Origin of the sequence: Aeromonas sp. SER (genome assembly GCF_038739615.1) — a bacterium.
GTDB classification, from domain to species: Bacteria; Pseudomonadota; Gammaproteobacteria; order Enterobacterales; family Aeromonadaceae; genus Aeromonas; species Aeromonas jandaei.
On sequence record NZ_JBCGFC010000018.1, the window covers coordinates 1 to 14,852 of the forward strand.

Consider the following 14,852-nt stretch of genomic DNA (forward strand, 5'->3'; position numbering starts at 1 on the left):
ATTTGCCTGGCGGCAATAGCGCCGTGGAACCACCTGATCCCATGCCGAACTCAGAAGTGAAACGCGGTAGCGCCGATGGTAGTGTGGCATTCGCCATGCGAGAGTAGGACACTGCCAGGCACCCAATTTTAGATTACGCGGATAGCGTGGTCTTTACCGGTTAGTGTGCTGATATGGCTCAGTCGGTAGAGCGCATCCTTGGTAAGGATGAGGTCCCCAGTTCGATTCTGGGTATCAGCACCATTAAAGAGAAAGCCTCCCTGAAAAGGGAGGCTTTTTTGCATCTGTCGCTTTCCAAAAAATCCCCTCATATTCCTTACCTTCAATACTTTCCTCTGTTTGTAGTCTGTACTGTTTTCTGCTGATCTGAGTCCCAAGGTGTTACTCATTTGACTGCTATTGATGGTTTTATCCAGATATTTAACCATGATTGATTGACGTAAAACGTTTTACGTGTAAAATCCGGCGCGTTTTGCCTATTACGTGGAGAAAAAGCATGGCGCAGGATAACGAATACTGTTTGGGGGCGGTTCCCACCAAAGGGCGCAAAGGTGTGCTGTCGCTGATGCTGGTGATGCTCGGCCTGACCTTCTTCTCTGCCAGCATGTGGACCGGTGGTGCGCTGGGCACCGGCTTGGTGTTCAATGATTTCATCAAGGCGGTACTGCTCGGCAACTTGCTGCTGGGTATCTACACCGCCTGTCTCGGCTATATCGGTGCTTCAACCGGTCTCTCTACCCATCTGCTGGCGCGTTACTCGTTTGGGGTGAAAGGTTCCTGGCTGCCATCCCTGTTGCTGGGCGGCACTCAGGTCGGCTGGTTCGGTGTCGGCGTCGCCATGTTTGCGCTGCCGGTGCAGAAGGCGACCGGCATCGATGTGAACTGGCTCATCGCCATTTCGGGCATTCTGATGACGGTGACCGTCTACTTCGGGATCTCTGCCCTGATGGTGCTGAGCTTTGTGGCCGTACCGGCTATCGCCCTGCTGGGTGGCTACTCGGTCTGGCTGGCGGTGACCTCGACCGGTGGCATGACTGCCTTGCAGCAGGTGCAACCAAGCAATCCCATCGAGTTCACCACGGCATTGACCATGGTGGTCGGTTCCTTCATTAGTGCAGGAACCCTGACTGCCGACTTTGTTCGCTTTGGTCGCAAACCCTGGGGCGCCGTCATGATTACCATGGTGGCGTTTTTTTTGGGCAACACGCTAATGTTCGTCTTCGGTGCAGCCGGCGCGGCCGTGACCGGGCAGGCCGATATCTCGGAAGTGATGCTGATGCAGGGGCTGCTGATCCCCGCCATTCTGGTGCTCGGCCTCAATATCTGGACCACCAACGACAACGCCCTCTACGCCTCCGGCCTCGGTTTTGCCAACATTACCGGTCTCAAGAGCAAGCCGCTCAGCGTGATCAACGGTCTGATCGGTACCGCCTGTGCCCTCTGGCTCTATAACAACTTTGTCGGCTGGCTGGCTTTTTTGAGTACGGCAATTCCCCCGATTGGTGGCATTATCATCATGGATTTCCTGCTCAATCGTGAGCGTTACCGTCAGTTTGCCGATCAGCAGTTCGAGACGGTGCGCTGGCAGGCGCTGGTAGCAACGGCAGTAGGGGTAGCTGTCGGCAAGTGGCTGCCGGGCATAGTGCCACTCAACGCGGTATTGGGCGCCGCCTTCACCTATTTCATTCTGGTTCGCCTCACCCAGCGGCCGGTTCTGGTACAGGAAGCTAGCAAATGCTGATTCAACATATTCGTTTGGCCGATCGGGAAGGGTTGTGGCAGATCCGCTGTCAGGATGGGGTCATCACCGCCATTGAGCCCCATGACGAGCATGCCGTCGCCGGTCGGGTGCTGGACGGGGAGGGTGGTCTGGCGATCGCTCCCTTTATCGAACCCCATATTCACCTCGATACCACCCAGACGGCTGGCGAGCCGAGCTGGAATCTCTCCGGCACCCTGTTCGAGGGGATCGAGCGCTGGGCCGAGCGCAAGGCACTGCTGACCCATGAGGATGTGAAACAGCGTGCCATCCAGACGCTGAAGTGGCAGATTGCCAACGGCATCCAGTTTGTCCGTACTCACGTCGATGTCTCCGATCCCAATCTGGTTGCGCTCAAGGCGATGCTGGAAGTGCGGGAAGAGATGAAGGAGTGGGTGGAGCTGCAGATCGTCGCCTTCCCGCAGGAGGGGATCCTCTCCTACCCTAATGGCAAGGCATTGCTGGAGGAGGCGCTCAAGCTGGGTGCCGACGTGATTGGCGCCATCCCCCATTTTGAGTTTACCCGGGAATATGGGGTCGAAAGTCTGCACTACATCTTCGATCTTGCCGAGAAGTATCAGGTTCTGGTCGATGTGCACTGTGACGAAATCGATGACGAACAGTCCCGTTTCATCGAGACACTGGCAACTCTGGCCTACGAGCGGGGTATCGGCCATAGAGTCACCGCCAGCCACACCACCGCCATGCACTCCTACAACGGCGCTTATGCCTCCCGCCTGTTCCGTCTGCTCAAGATGGCAGGCATCAACTTTGTGGCCAATCCGCTGGTGAACATTCACCTGCAGGGGCGGTTTGACAGCTATCCTAAACGCCGCGGGATTACCCGGGTGAAGGAGATGCTGGAGGCGAACATCAACGTCTGCTTCGGTCACGATGACGTGTTCGATCCCTGGTATCCCATGGGCACCGCCAACATGTTGCAGGTGCTGCACATGGGGCTGCATGTCTGCCAGATCATGGGCTACGAGCAGATCAATGATGGGCTGAAGCTGATCAGCAGTCACAGCGCCCGCACCCTGAACGTGCAGGATCGCTATGGTATCGAGGTGGGCAAACCGGCCAATCTGTTGATCCTGCCCGCCGAGAGCGGCTTCGATGCGGTGCGCCGTCAGGTGCCGGTGCGTTACTCGGTCCGCCACGGCAAGGTGATTGCCCAGACCCGACCAGCCCAGACCGAGATAGTATTGGGTCAGCCTGAGCCCATCGATTTTCGCCGCTGAGTTTTCAATCAGGCCGGATGGCGATTAGTTCCCTCGCTGGGCACAAGGGCCGCCATTACGACATAATGGCGGCCTTAGCCTGAGGGAGTGATGCCATGCAAGCCTGGGTCTATGTTGCGATTGGGGGCGCTTCGGTGTCTTGACCAGCGTCTCCTCCTTTTCCCTCGATACCAATGGTGCTGGCCCGACACGACGCCTCTCTGACGTCGCAGCTCAATATCGGTCTCAATCTGTGCCTTTGTCTGGCCATGCTCATGCTCGGCATGCAGATGGTTGCGAGCCGGGTTTAAGGTGTCCGCACGCCATTGGCTCTGGTAAACTGGCGACCATTCTTTGTTCTATGGGTGTTTAAGGGATGTCAGAACAAGCTACGACAACGCATTTCGGCTTTAAAACCGTGGCCGCGACCGAGAAAGAGACTCTGGTGGCAGGCGTCTTCCATTCGGTGGCAGCCAAGTATGATCTGATGAACGATCTGATGTCGTTCGGCATCCACCGCCTGTGGAAGCGCTTCACTATCGACTGCTCCGGCGTGCGCAAGGGACAGAAGGTGCTGGATCTGGCCGGTGGTACTGGCGATCTGACCGCCAAGTTCTCACGCATCGTTGGCGAAACCGGTCAGGTGGTGCTGGCGGATATCAACGATTCCATGCTCAAGGTTGGCCGCGACAAGCTGCGCAATCTTGGGGTCGCCAACAACGTCTCCTACGTCCAGGCCAACGCCGAGGCGCTCCCGTTCCCGGATAACCACTTCGACATCATCACCATCGGCTTCGGCCTGCGCAACGTCACCGATAAGGACAAGGCGCTCGCCTCCATGTTCCGGGTGCTCAAGCCGGGCGGTCGTCTGCTGGTGCTGGAGTTCTCCAAGCCGGTCAGCGAAGTGATCGCCAAGCTGTACGATCTCTACTCCTTCAAACTGCTGCCGAAAATGGGCGAAATCGTCGCGAATGACGGCGAAAGCTACCAGTATCTGGCAGAATCTATTCGCATGCACCCGGATCAGCAGACCCTGGCAGGCATGATGGAGAATGTCGGTTTCGAACAGGTTGAGTACTTCAACCTGACTCAGGGCGTGGTTGCCCTGCACCGCGGTTACAAGTTTTAAGGTTGCCTATGCCGATGGATGCCATGGTCACCGCCGTGATCGAAACCAGCCTCAACCAGTTGCTGGGGCTGGACAAAGAGAGCCCGGAGCGGCTGCGCAAGCTGGCAGGCAAGGTCCTCAAGCTGGAGCTGCGCGAACTCAAGCCACTCTGGTTTGTCTTCTCCGAGCGCCGGCTGGATGTGCTGGCCAGCTATGAAGGGGAGGCGGATGCAGTGCTGAGCCTCTCCCTGACCGCTCTCGGTCTGCTCAAGGAGCCCTCCGCCCTGACCCGCTATATCCGCGAGGAGAAACTGGATCTGAGCGGTGACCCTCAGCTGGTGCAGGCGTTCAGCGTGCTGCTGGGGGAGCTGGATATCGACTGGGAGGAGGAGCTCTCCCGCTATACCGGCGATGTCGTGGCGCACACCCTGTTCAGCGGTGCCCGTCAGGCACGTCGTCTGGTCGGCCGCGAACTGTGCCGCAGCCAGCGTCAGCTGGCGGAATATCTGACCGAAGAGATCCGCCTTGCCCCCGGCCCGCTGGAAGTGGCGAGCTTCAACGATGATGTCGAGGTGCTGGCCCAGCAGCTCAAGGCCGTTGAACTGCGGCTGGCTCGACTCGAACAGCAGGTGGCCTGATGACCCCGAAAGAGTTCAAACGCCTCTATCGCATCATCACCATCCTGCTGGAGCGGGGCATCGACGAGTTGGTGCCCGCTCGCTATCAACCCTGGCCGGGTCGTCTGGCTCGTCACTCCCTGTTCTGGCTCAAGAACAAGCAACCTGATCTCAGCCGTGGCGCCCGTATCCGCCTCGCCTTTGAGGCGCTCGGCCCCATTTTCATCAAGTTTGGTCAGATGCTCTCGACCCGGCGTGACTTGCTGCCGCCGGACATCGCCGAGGAGCTGGCCCTGCTGCAGGACAGAGTGCCCCCCTTCTGCGGTCAGGCGGCGCGTCAGCAGATTGAGCGCAGTCTGGGTTGCCCTATCGAAACCCTGTTCGACGACTTCGACGAGACGCCGCTGGCCTCTGCCTCCATCGCCCAGGTGCATACCGCACGGCTGAAGGAGAGTGGCCGCGAGATCGTCATCAAGGTGATCCGCCCCGACATCGAGCCGGTCATCGACGCCGATCTGCGCCTGATGCGGGCGCTGGCCCGTCTGGTGGCGCGCTTTGTGCCCCAGAGTGCGCGACTGCGCCCCATCGAGGTGGTGGAGGAGTATCGCAAGACCATCCTCGACGAGCTCAACCTGATGCGCGAAGCGGCCAACGCCATCCAGCTGCGGCGCAACTTCACCGGCTCAGAGGCGCTCTATGTGCCTGAAATTATCACCGATCTTTGCCGCGAGCAGGTGTTGGTGATGGAGCGCATCTACGGCATACCGGTCTCCGATATCGCGGCGCTGGAAGCCAACGGCACCAACATGAAGCTGCTGGCCGAGCGTGGGGTGGAGGTATTCTTCACCCAGGTGTTCCGCGACAGCTTCTTCCACGCCGACATGCATCCGGGCAACATCTTCGTCTCCTATGAACACCCGGAGAACCCGCTCTGGATCGGTATCGACTGCGGCATCGTTGGTACCCTCAACCGGGAAGACAAGCGCTATCTGGCGGAGAACTTCCTCGCCTTCTTCAACCGTGATTATCGCCGGGTGGCGGAGCTGCACGTGGAGTCAGGCTGGGTGCCGGCAGATACCAAGGTGGACGAGTTCGAGTTCGCCATCCGCACCGTGCTGGAGCCCATCTTCGAGAAGCCGCTCTCCGAGATCTCGTTCGGTCACGTGCTGCTCAATCTGTTCAACACCGCACGCCGCTTCCATATGGCGGTGCAGCCGCAGCTGGTGCTGCTGCAGAAGACTCTGCTCTATGTCGAGGGACTGGGCCGTCAGCTCTATCCCCAGCTGGATTTGTGGCAGACCGCCAAGCCGTTCCTCGAAAACTGGATGCACGAGCAGGTGGGGCCCAAGTCGGTATTGAATGCCATCAAGGAGAAGGCGCCATTCTGGGCGGAGAAGCTGCCGGAACTGCCCGAGCTGGTCTACGAGACCCTGCGTCAGACCCGCCATCAGCAGCATCACTTCGACCAGATGTTTGCCGAATTTCGGCGCCACAGCCGTCGGCAGGGGCAGGCACGATACCTCTTAGGGGTGGGAGCCAGCCTGCTATTGGCGGGTGTATTCTTGCTGACCCAAAAACAACACATCGAGTGGGGACAAATCAGCCTCACCGGTGCCGGGATCTGCTGGCTGCTTGGCTGGCTGCGAACCCGTTCCCATTAAACAAAAACCGCGCCATCAGGCGCCTGCTCTGGAGAGAAAGTCATGGGTGGTATCAGTATTTGGCAATTGTTGATCATCGCAGTCATCGTCGTGCTGCTGTTCGGTACCAAGAAACTGCGCGGGATCGGCGGCGATCTGGGTGCGGCGGTCAAGGGGTTCAAAAAGGCGCTGGCCGATGAACCAAACGATACCAAGCAGCAGAACGATGCCGAGTTTCCGCCGAAGCAGCTGAACGAAACGGCTAACCAGAACGCCGAGACCGCCAAGCAGAAAGACAAAGATCAGGCCTAAGCCATGTTCGATATCGGTTTTTGGGAGCTGGTGGTTATCGCCGTTGTAGCGTTGGTGGTGCTGGGGCCGGAACGGCTGCCCAGCGCTATCCGCACGACGACGCACTGGATCCGCCTCATCCGCTCCACCGCCAACTCGGTCAAGGCCGAGCTGGAGCAGGAGCTCAAGCTGCAAGAGCTGCACAACGACCTGAAGAAGGCCGAACAGCTGCAGATGAACAACCTGAGCCCCGAGCTGCAGGAGTCCATCGAACAGCTCAAGGCGGCGGCCCAGTCGGTCAACCGCCCCTATCAGGTCGAGAACGAGATCCGTCCCCCCGTCGCAGAACCTGTGGCGCCCGTCGAGCCAGTGGCTCAGGTTGCCCAGGTGAATGACGAGGTGCCGCCGGTCAACAGCCAGCAGGAGCATGAAGTCGTGAACGAGCCGGTCAGCAAAGGGGAGGCGAAGCCATGAGTCAGGCAGAACAACCCCTGATCAGCCATCTGGTGGAGCTGAGAACCCGCCTGTTGCGGTCGGTGACGGCCATCCTGCTGGTCTTTCTGGCGCTGATCTACTTCTCCAACAACATCTACGACTTCGTGGCGCAGCCGCTGCTGAGCCAGCTGCCGGCAGGCACCAGCATGATAGCGACGGATGTGGCGACCCCCTTCCTGACGCCGATCAAGCTGACGCTGGTGGTCTCCTTCTTCGTGGCGATCCCTTATCTGCTCTATCAGGCCTGGGCCTTTATCGCCCCCGGTCTGTACCAGCATGAACGCCGGCTCATCATGCCGCTGGTGGTCTCCAGTGCCCTGCTGTTCTACGCGGGGATGGCGTTTGCCTACTACGTGGTGTTCCCGCTGGTATTCGGCTTCTTCACCAGTACCGCCCCCGCCGGGGTGACGGTGGCGACCGACATCGCCAGCTATCTGGACTTTGTACTGACCCTGTTCTTCGCGTTCGGGGTAGCGTTCGAAATTCCGGTGGCCACCATCCTGCTCTGCTGGACCGGGGTAACCAGTCCCAAGAGCCTGCGGGAGAAGCGTCCCTACGTTATCGTCGGGGTGTTTGTGGTCGGCATGCTGCTGACGCCGCCCGATGTCTTCTCCCAGACGCTGCTCGCGATCCCCATGTGGGGCTTGTGGGAGCTGGGTCTCTTCTTCGCCCGTTTCTACGTGAAAGAAGAGAGCGAAGAGAAGCAGGAACAGACTGAAGAGGGGAGCTAAGGCTCCCTTCCTCTTTTCATGCTCCCGTTCGAGGCGTATGGTAAGGCCCCATTCGGTAGATGGTTTTCAAATACCTGATATGTATTCCTTTTGTCTGGAACTCCTCATCCCATGATCGATATCGGTTTAAACCTGACCAGCAGCCAGTTTGCCGGCGAGCAGGCTGAGCTGGTGGCCCGTGCCCGTGCCGCCGGAGTGGAAGCGCTGATCCTGACCGGTACCGATCTGGACGGCAGCCGCGAGAGCGCCGGGTTGGCCGCCCGCTGGCCGGGCTACTGCTTCTCCACCGCCGGGGTCCATCCCCACGATGCCAAGAGTGTCGATGAGGCGACCCTGCCCGCCCTGCGCGAGCTGGCGGCCTTGCCGCAGGTGGTGGCCATCGGCGAGTGCGGTCTCGACTACAACCGCGACTTCTCCCCCCGTCCGGTGCAGGACGCTGTGTTCGACGTCCAGCTGGCACTGGCCGCCGAGCTCGGGATGCCGGTGTTTCTCCACTGCCGTGATGCTCACGCCCGTTTCATCGAGATCCTCCGTCCCTGGTTGCCGAAACTACCGGGAGCCGTGCTGCACTGCTTCACCGGCTCCGACGAGGAGCTGGACGAGTGTCTGGCGCTGGGGCTACATATCGGGGTGACCGGCTGGCTCTGCGACGAACGCCGCGGTCAGCTGCTGCGCGAGCAGGTGGCCCGCATTCCAGCTGGCCGCCTGATGATCGAGACCGACGCCCCCTATCTGGTGCCGCGCGATCTGAAACCGCGCCCGAAACGCAACGAACCCGCTTTTTTGCCGCACATCGCCCAGGTGGTGGCGGCCTGTCGTGGTGAAGCGCCCGAGGCCTTGCTGGCCCACACCCGGGCCACCTCCGCCGCGTTCTTCCAACTTCCTCTCCAGGAGTGATTCATGGCTACAACTCTTCCGGGCGCCTTTCCGGGCCGCCGCCTGCGCCGTCTGCGCAAACACGATTTCAGCCGTCGTCTGGTGCGCGAGAACGTACTGACCGTCAACGATCTCATCTATCCGGTGTTCGTGCTGGAGGGGGAGAACCGTCGGGAAGCCGTTCCCTCCATGCCGGGGGTGGAGCGTCTCTCCATCGATCTGCTGCTGATCGAGGCTGCCGAGCTGGTGGAGCTGGGCGTGCCTGCCATTGCCCTGTTCCCGGTGACCCCGCTGGAGAGCAAGAGCCTGATGGCGGAAGAGGCCTACAACCCGAACGGACTGGCCCAGCGCACCGTGCGTGCCCTCAAGGCCCGCTTCCCGGAGCTGGGGGTCATCACCGATGTGGCGCTCGATCCGTTCACCACCCACGGGCAGGACGGCATCATCGATGACGAAGGCTATGTGTTGAACGACATCACCACCGAGATCCTGATCAAGCAGGCGCTCTCCCATGCCGAGGCCGGGGTCGATATCGTGGCGCCGTCCGACATGATGGATGGCCGCATCGGTGCCATCCGCGCCGCGCTGGAAGAGAACGGCTTCATCAACACCCAGATCATGGCCTACTCCGCCAAGTACGCCTCCTGCTACTACGGCCCGTTCCGCGATGCGGTCGGTTCTGCCGGCAACCTCGGCAAGAGCAACAAGGCCACCTATCAGATGGATCCGGCCAACAGCAACGAAGCCCTGCACGAAGTGGCGCTGGATATTCAGGAAGGGGCTGACAGCGTGATGGTCAAGCCGGGTATGCCCTATCTGGACGTGATCCGTCAGGTGAAGGATCAGTTCGGCGTGCCGACCTTTGCCTATCAGGTGAGTGGCGAGTACGCCATGCACATGGCGGCGATCCAGAACGGCTGGCTGAAAGAGAAGGAGTGCATCATGGAGTCCCTGCTCTGCTTCAAGCGGGCCGGGGCCGATGGCATCCTTACCTACTTCGCCAAGCGCGTGGCGCAGTGGCTGAAGGAAGATGCCCGTTAAGCTGACGTGACCGAGCGTGTAACGGATAGAAAAGAGGGGAGCCGATGGCTCCCCTCTTTCGTTACTGATAGCTGATTACAGCTTTATCCAGGCATCGCTCCAGGCAGTGCCGGTCGCGGTTGATGCATAGTGGCTGAGGGAGCCAACGGCTCCCTTTTTTATGACCGGCTAATTACAGCTTGATCCAGGCATCGCTCCAGGCACTGCCGGTACCCGGTGCATAGTGGCTGGTCGAGCCGCCACACCAGCCGCTGTAGGGCCAGGGTTTGCACTCATAGTTGCCACCGGCATTGCTGACCCGATCACCGGCCTGATAGCTGGTGTTGGGGGCGTAGGCCGGGTAGTCACCCTCACCACCGCCGCTGCTCTGCTCGGTCAGTGCAACCGGGAAGCGCTGTACCACCGGCTGCTGGCCATCAGCCAGACCGTTGATCACCACTTCATAGCTGCCATCGGTCACATTGCTGCCCTGCAAAACCAGCGCGCTGGTGCCGTTCACCAGACTGGTTGTGTTGCCATAGCTGTGGCCGTTCTGCTCCAGCGTGGCAGAGATCTGCACCGGGTTGGCGGTGGTGATGTTGAAGCGGATGGAGACCTGACCGTTAACTATGGTGTAGTCGGAACCCATGGCGCCGACAGTGAAGTCGCTGCTGCCGATCACCGGCGGCTTCTCGCCACCGTCGCAGTCGCTGTCTCCCTGCAGACGCCAGACGCCCCACTCACCGGTTGTGCCCGGCTCATCGTTCTGGGTCCACCACTCGGCGCGCCAGCTCTTGCCGTTGTGGCTGACGATGTCGCCGCTGACGTAGGTCTTTTTGGCATCCCAGCTGTTTTGACAGATGGCACCCTGCTCCCTGACGGTCACGTTGCGCAGCTGGGTTACCTGCTGGTTGGCACTGTCGCTCACCTGATAGGTGAGGGGGTAGCGGCCGACCTTGCTGCTGTCGACGTTGCCGCTGACCTGAATGTTGGCGGTCAGATCGCCATCTTCCTCATCGTGGGCGCTGACGCCGGTCATCGGATCAAACGGGGTGCCGAGTTCGATAGTGGTGTCCGCAATACCGGTAAAGACCGGCTTCATGCTGTAGACCTCGACGGTACGCACCTGTTCGGTGACGTTATTGTCGCGATCGCTCACCTTGTAGGTGAGGGGATAGAGGCCGATGCGCTGGGTATCGACGCTCCCTTCCACCTGGATCTGACCGGTCAGATCGCCATCTTCCTTGTCACTGGCGCTGACACCGGCCAGCGGGTCAAAGCGGGTGCCGTGCTTGACGCGGGCATCGCTCAGGCCACTGAACACCGGCTTGCCGTTTTCGTCCGGCGGGGTGATGTTCTGATCGTGGATGAAGGGGCCGTAGCTCTTGATGAAGGCTTCGTTGTAGGCCTGACCGGCCGCGTTGCGACCCATGTCCCAGTTGATGGACCAGGTCATCACGCCGCGCAGGGGCTGACCTTGGCTCTTCAGTTTGTTGAAAGCATCGAACAGATCCTGCGGATTCTTGACGTAACCGGTGGCGGCGGCATCGATATTGGTCGGAATGCCGAATACCAGCTTGTCGTGGGGGATCTTGTAGTAGCCGCGGCTGCCGTTGATCAGCGAGTCCGCCATGTAGTAGATGAACTCTTCTTTCAGGGCATCGTTGTTCTGGGCAATCCAGCCAATGCCATCGATCCAGATACCGTCGCCACCCTGGTTGTAGAACTGGGGGTTGATCCAGTCGTAGTAGCCTTCCAGCGCCCGCAGATAGGGGGTATAGAGACCGCTGGCTGTCAGGTAGGGGAACTCGGGCGCCATGGTGATGAGGAAGTTTTTCCCCTGGGCGCGATAGTGATCCTTGACCAGCCGCAGGGCGGCCGGGATCACGGTCTGGTTGTTGGCGGCAGTGATGGCGGACTGTTCCAGATCGATGTCCAGACCGTCGAAGCCATAGGTCTCCACCAGACGGATGATTTCGTCGGCGAAGGCCTGCTCCTGACCGGTACGCAGCTCGATATGCGCATCGGCACCGCCCAGCGCCAGCAGCACGGAGCGGCCCTGGCGGTTGAGCTCTGCGATCTGCTCGATAAATTGGCTCTCGCTCATGCCGGTAGCCGGGTCGAGCTTGAAGGTCGGGATCGAGCTGCCGCTATATACCTTCATGAAAGAGACATCGACCACGTTATATTGCGGATTGACCTGGTCGAGCTTGACGCAGGGAGCGGTACCGCCCTGATAGCCAGCGCCGCCACACCAGTTGTGCCAGTAACCCACGACGACACCGGATTGGGGATTGACCATGGCCTGACCGGCCGAGGTGGCCTGCGCCATGGGGGCGCCCATGCCGAGCAGACAGCTCAGCAGGGATAACTTCAATTTGTTCATCTTGATATCTCCATACAGTACAAACGGAGCGTCCAGCTATGGCCGAACGCTCCCGGGGGCAGCCCCGCTGTCATAGGAAATCTCCCTTAGACCGGTGGCTTTGCGTCGTGCCCTTTCGGGTCACTTTGCCTTTTTCACCCGTTCTCCGTGCGGCACGGAGAATCAAGTGACCTGAGTAACAGGCTGCTTATGATATGCACTTAAAAACAAATTAATCAACGTATGTGTATGATTTGTTTTGGTTATTAACTTGTTGATTAGTTATTTCCCAAGCATGGAAAGGGCCGGTGATACGCTGCTGTGACCTACTCTTTTGTCGATTGGATTTGCTCTGCTTCCTTGTGGTTCGAGAGTTGAAAAAGCCGCAAAAAGAGCAAAAAAGTACCGATTATTCATGCTGTTGCCGTCCAGTATCTGGCAGAGAGGTGTTTGAGCTCACAAAGAGGGGAAAACAGTGCTGACAGGCGGATTGAAGCTTGATTATTGCGTGACTTGGCCACATGTTAGAGAACCATGAAGAGCTGCTAAAGCGGTCTGTTCAAGACCAAACAAGAGGTAACCGGGATGAATAACCCTTTGCTGTCAATGGATTCGCTGCCCCCTTTCAGCCAGATCCAGCCTGATCATGTACAGCCCGCCGTGACGCAGGCCATCGCCGATTGCAAACAGAAGATCAAGGATGTGCTGGCGCACACCGAGCCCCACACCTGGGACAGCCTGATCGCCCCGCTGGAAGAGGTCAACGACCGTCTGGCGCGGATCTGGTCACCGGTCAGCCACCTCAACTCCGTGCTCAACAGCGAACCACTGCGCGCGGCCCACGATGCCTGTCTGCCGCTGCTCTCCGAATTCCAGACCTATGTCGGTCAACACGAGGGGCTCTATCAAGCCTATCTGGCGCTCTCCGAGAGCGATGATTTCCCGCGGCTTGGCGGCGCCCAGCGCAAGGAGATCCAGAACACCCTGCGCGATTTCCGTCTCTCCGGTATCGGTCTGCCCGCCGAAGCGCAGCAGCGCTACGGCGAAATTCAGGCCCGCCTCTCCGAGCTGGCTTCCCGCTTCAGCAACAACGTGCTGGATGCGACCCAAGGCTGGCACAAGCTGGTGGCCGATGAAGCCGAGCTGGCCGGTCTGCCGGAGAGCGTGCTGGCGGCGGCTCGTCAGATGGCCGAACTCAAGGGCAAGGAGGGGTGGCTGTTCACGCTGGATATTCCCTCCTACCTGCCGGTGATGATGTATGCCGACAACCGCGAACTGCGCGCCGAGATGTATGAGGCCTTCACCACTCGCGCCTCCGATCAGGGGCCCAATGCTGGCAAGTGGGACAACTCCGCCATCATGACCGAGCTGCTCACCCTGCGCAGCGAGCTCGCCAGGTTGCTGGGCTTTGCCAACTATGCCGAGCTGTCGCTGGCGACCAAGATGGCCGACAAGACCAGTCAGGTGGTGGATTTCCTCACCGATCTGGCGGCCAAATCCCTGCCGCAAGGCAAAGCAGAGCTGGAAGAGATCCGCACCTTCGCCGCCGAACAACATGGCCAGAGCGAGCTGGCGGCCTGGGATATTGCCTACTACGCCGAGAAGCTCAAGCAGCACAAATTCTCCATCTCCGACGAGCAGCTGCGCCCCTACTTCCCTGCCAACAAGGTGGTGAAAGGGTTGTTCGAAGTGGTCAAGCGGGTGTTCGGCATGAAGGTGCGCGAGCGCCTCGGCATCGACACCTGGCATCCGGATGTGCGCTTCTACGACATCTTCGATAGCGAGGATGAGTTGCGCGGCAGCTTCTATCTCGACCTCTACGCTCGCGAGCACAAGCGGGGCGGTGCCTGGATGGATGTGTGTCTGGGTCGTCGCTACCGTCAGGATGGGTCGCTGCAAAAGCCGGTCGCCTACCTGACCTGCAACTTCAACGGCCCGGTAGATGGCAAGCCTGCGCTCTTCACCCATGACGAAGTGGTCACCCTGTTCCACGAATTTGGTCACGGCATTCACCATATGCTGACCCGGATCGATGTGGCTGGCGTGGCCGGTATCAACGGCGTGGCCTGGGATGCGGTCGAGCTGCCGAGCCAGTTCCTCGAAAACTGGTGCTGGGAATCGGAGGCGCTGGCCTTTATCTCCGGCCATTACGAGACCGGCGAGCCGCTGCCTGCCGATCTGCTGGAGAAGATGCTGACTGCCCGCAACTTCCAGGCGGCGATGCAGATGCTGCGTCAGCTGGAGTTCGCTCTGTTCGACTTCCGTCTGCATCAGGAGTTTGACCCGGCCAATCCGGCGCAAATTCCGGCGCTGCTGGATGAGGTGCGCAGCCAGGTGGCGGTGATGACGCCGCCGGCGTTCAACCGCTTCCAGCACAGCTTCTCCCACATCTTCGCGGGCGGCTATGCGGCGGGCTACTACAGCTACAAGTGGGCGGAAGTGCTCTCTGCCGATGCCTTCTCCCGCTTTGAGGAGGAGGGGATCTTCAACCCGGCGACCGGCCAATCCTTCCTGCAGAACATTCTGGAGAAAGGGGGCTCGAAGGAGCCGATGGAGCTGTTCCGTGCTTTCCGTGGCCGGGAGCCAAAGGTCGATGCGCTGCTGCGCCATAGCGGGATTGCGGCATAACCTTTTATCCCCGCCGTAGCGGTGAGCTTCAAGCAGATACGCTTTTGCGGCATAGTGGGATCAAGACGTGATTTTTGCCATAAAAAGGGACCTTTTGGTCCC

General features: G+C 59.8%; 12 protein-coding genes, 1 tRNA gene, 1 rRNA gene and 1 riboswitch. Of the genes, 13 read left to right on the top strand and 1 reads right to left on the bottom strand.

Going from position 1 to position 14,852, the window contains the following annotated elements; all coding sequences use genetic code 11:
* The first annotated feature begins 5 nt into the window (after positions 1-5).
* The 12 genes from rrf to hemB all read left to right on the top strand — a co-directional run bounded on the left by rrf (position 6) and on the right by hemB (position 9,778).
* A 5S ribosomal RNA gene (rrf, locus tag AAHA41_RS20030) occupies positions 6-120 on the top strand.
* Positions 121-167: 47 nt separating this feature from the next.
* Positions 168-243: transfer RNA gene (locus AAHA41_RS20035), tRNA-Thr, on the top strand.
* A 253-nt stretch (positions 244-496) separates the two neighbouring features.
* The gene (codB, locus tag AAHA41_RS20040) at positions 497-1,741 is read left to right on the top strand and encodes a cytosine permease (protein ID WP_323070756.1); all 1,245 of its coding nucleotides are present in this window, start codon (positions 497-499) and stop codon (positions 1,739-1,741) included.
* Entirely contained in the window at positions 1,735-3,000 is a 1,266-nt protein-coding gene (locus tag AAHA41_RS20045; RefSeq protein ID WP_323070757.1) for a cytosine deaminase, read from the top strand. Before codB ends, AAHA41_RS20045 begins: the two co-directional genes overlap by 7 nt.
* A gap of 355 nt (positions 3,001-3,355) precedes the next feature.
* A complete protein-coding gene (gene ubiE, locus AAHA41_RS20050) occupies positions 3,356-4,108 on the top strand; it encodes a bifunctional demethylmenaquinone methyltransferase/2-methoxy-6-polyprenyl-1,4-benzoquinol methylase UbiE (RefSeq protein WP_043850499.1) in 753 nt (250 codons plus the stop codon).
* An 8-nt stretch (positions 4,109-4,116) separates the two neighbouring features.
* Complete coding sequence (locus AAHA41_RS20055) at positions 4,117-4,725, top strand: SCP2 sterol-binding domain-containing protein (protein WP_042032730.1); 609 nt, start codon at positions 4,117-4,119, stop codon at positions 4,723-4,725.
* Positions 4,725-6,365 carry a ubiquinone biosynthesis regulatory protein kinase UbiB gene (gene ubiB, locus AAHA41_RS20060; RefSeq protein ID WP_323070758.1) on the top strand — a complete coding sequence of 547 codons (1,641 nt, stop codon included), beginning with the start codon at positions 4,725-4,727 and terminating at the stop codon, positions 6,363-6,365. The genes AAHA41_RS20055 and ubiB overlap by 1 nt, the downstream gene beginning before the upstream one ends.
* A gap of 42 nt (positions 6,366-6,407) precedes the next feature.
* A complete protein-coding gene (gene tatA / locus AAHA41_RS20065; protein WP_041210572.1) occupies positions 6,408-6,656 on the top strand; it encodes a Sec-independent protein translocase subunit TatA in 249 nt (82 codons plus the stop codon).
* A 3-nt stretch (positions 6,657-6,659) separates the two neighbouring features.
* Complete coding sequence (tatB, locus tag AAHA41_RS20070) at positions 6,660-7,109, top strand: Sec-independent protein translocase protein TatB (RefSeq protein WP_108573079.1); 450 nt, start codon at positions 6,660-6,662, stop codon at positions 7,107-7,109.
* Entirely contained in the window at positions 7,106-7,861 is a 756-nt protein-coding gene (gene tatC, locus AAHA41_RS20075; RefSeq protein ID WP_033112884.1) for a twin-arginine translocase subunit TatC, read from the top strand. The genes tatB and tatC overlap by 4 nt, the downstream gene beginning before the upstream one ends.
* A gap of 111 nt (positions 7,862-7,972) precedes the next feature.
* Positions 7,973-8,758: a TatD family hydrolase gene (locus tag AAHA41_RS20080; protein ID WP_323070759.1), complete on the top strand. Its 786-nt coding sequence runs from the start codon at positions 7,973-7,975 to the stop codon at positions 8,756-8,758.
* Between the two features lie 3 nt (positions 8,759-8,761).
* Positions 8,762-9,778, top strand: a complete 1,017-nt coding sequence (hemB, locus tag AAHA41_RS20085; RefSeq protein WP_005355877.1) for a porphobilinogen synthase — start codon at positions 8,762-8,764, stop codon at positions 9,776-9,778.
* 172 nt (positions 9,779-9,950) lie between these two features.
* On the opposite strand, the gene AAHA41_RS20090 is transcribed toward hemB, so the two are convergent.
* On the bottom strand, positions 9,951-12,143 hold the full coding sequence (locus AAHA41_RS20090; RefSeq protein WP_323070760.1) for an immunoglobulin-like domain-containing protein: 2,193 nt from the start codon (positions 12,141-12,143) through the stop codon (positions 9,951-9,953).
* A 54-nt stretch (positions 12,144-12,197) separates the two neighbouring features.
* A riboswitch (cyclic di-GMP riboswitch) is annotated at positions 12,198-12,283 on the bottom strand.
* 424 nt (positions 12,284-12,707) lie between these two features.
* Here AAHA41_RS20090 and prlC point away from each other — a divergent pair.
* The gene (prlC, locus tag AAHA41_RS20095) at positions 12,708-14,750 is read left to right on the top strand and encodes an oligopeptidase A (RefSeq protein ID WP_323070761.1); all 2,043 of its coding nucleotides are present in this window, start codon (positions 12,708-12,710) and stop codon (positions 14,748-14,750) included.
* Positions 14,751-14,852: the final 102 nt, after the last annotated feature.

Coding starts and splice junctions, on each gene's coding strand:
- AAHA41_RS20090 (WP_323070760.1), bottom strand. CDS start 12,143: ATGAACAAATTGAAGTTATCCCTGCTGAGCTGTCTGCTCGGCATGGGC.
- codB (WP_323070756.1), top strand. CDS start 497: ATGGCGCAGGATAACGAATACTGTTTGGGGGCGGTTCCCACCAAAGGG.
- ubiE (WP_043850499.1), top strand. CDS start 3,356: ATGTCAGAACAAGCTACGACAACGCATTTCGGCTTTAAAACCGTGGCC.
- tatA (WP_041210572.1), top strand. CDS start 6,408: ATGGGTGGTATCAGTATTTGGCAATTGTTGATCATCGCAGTCATCGTC.
- tatB (WP_108573079.1), top strand. CDS start 6,660: ATGTTCGATATCGGTTTTTGGGAGCTGGTGGTTATCGCCGTTGTAGCG.
- AAHA41_RS20045 (WP_323070757.1), top strand. CDS start 1,735: ATGCTGATTCAACATATTCGTTTGGCCGATCGGGAAGGGTTGTGGCAG.
- tatC (WP_033112884.1), top strand. CDS start 7,106: ATGAGTCAGGCAGAACAACCCCTGATCAGCCATCTGGTGGAGCTGAGA.
- prlC (WP_323070761.1), top strand. CDS start 12,708: ATGAATAACCCTTTGCTGTCAATGGATTCGCTGCCCCCTTTCAGCCAG.
- ubiB (WP_323070758.1), top strand. CDS start 4,725: ATGACCCCGAAAGAGTTCAAACGCCTCTATCGCATCATCACCATCCTG.
- hemB (WP_005355877.1), top strand. CDS start 8,762: ATGGCTACAACTCTTCCGGGCGCCTTTCCGGGCCGCCGCCTGCGCCGT.
- AAHA41_RS20080 (WP_323070759.1), top strand. CDS start 7,973: ATGATCGATATCGGTTTAAACCTGACCAGCAGCCAGTTTGCCGGCGAG.
- AAHA41_RS20055 (WP_042032730.1), top strand. CDS start 4,117: ATGCCGATGGATGCCATGGTCACCGCCGTGATCGAAACCAGCCTCAAC.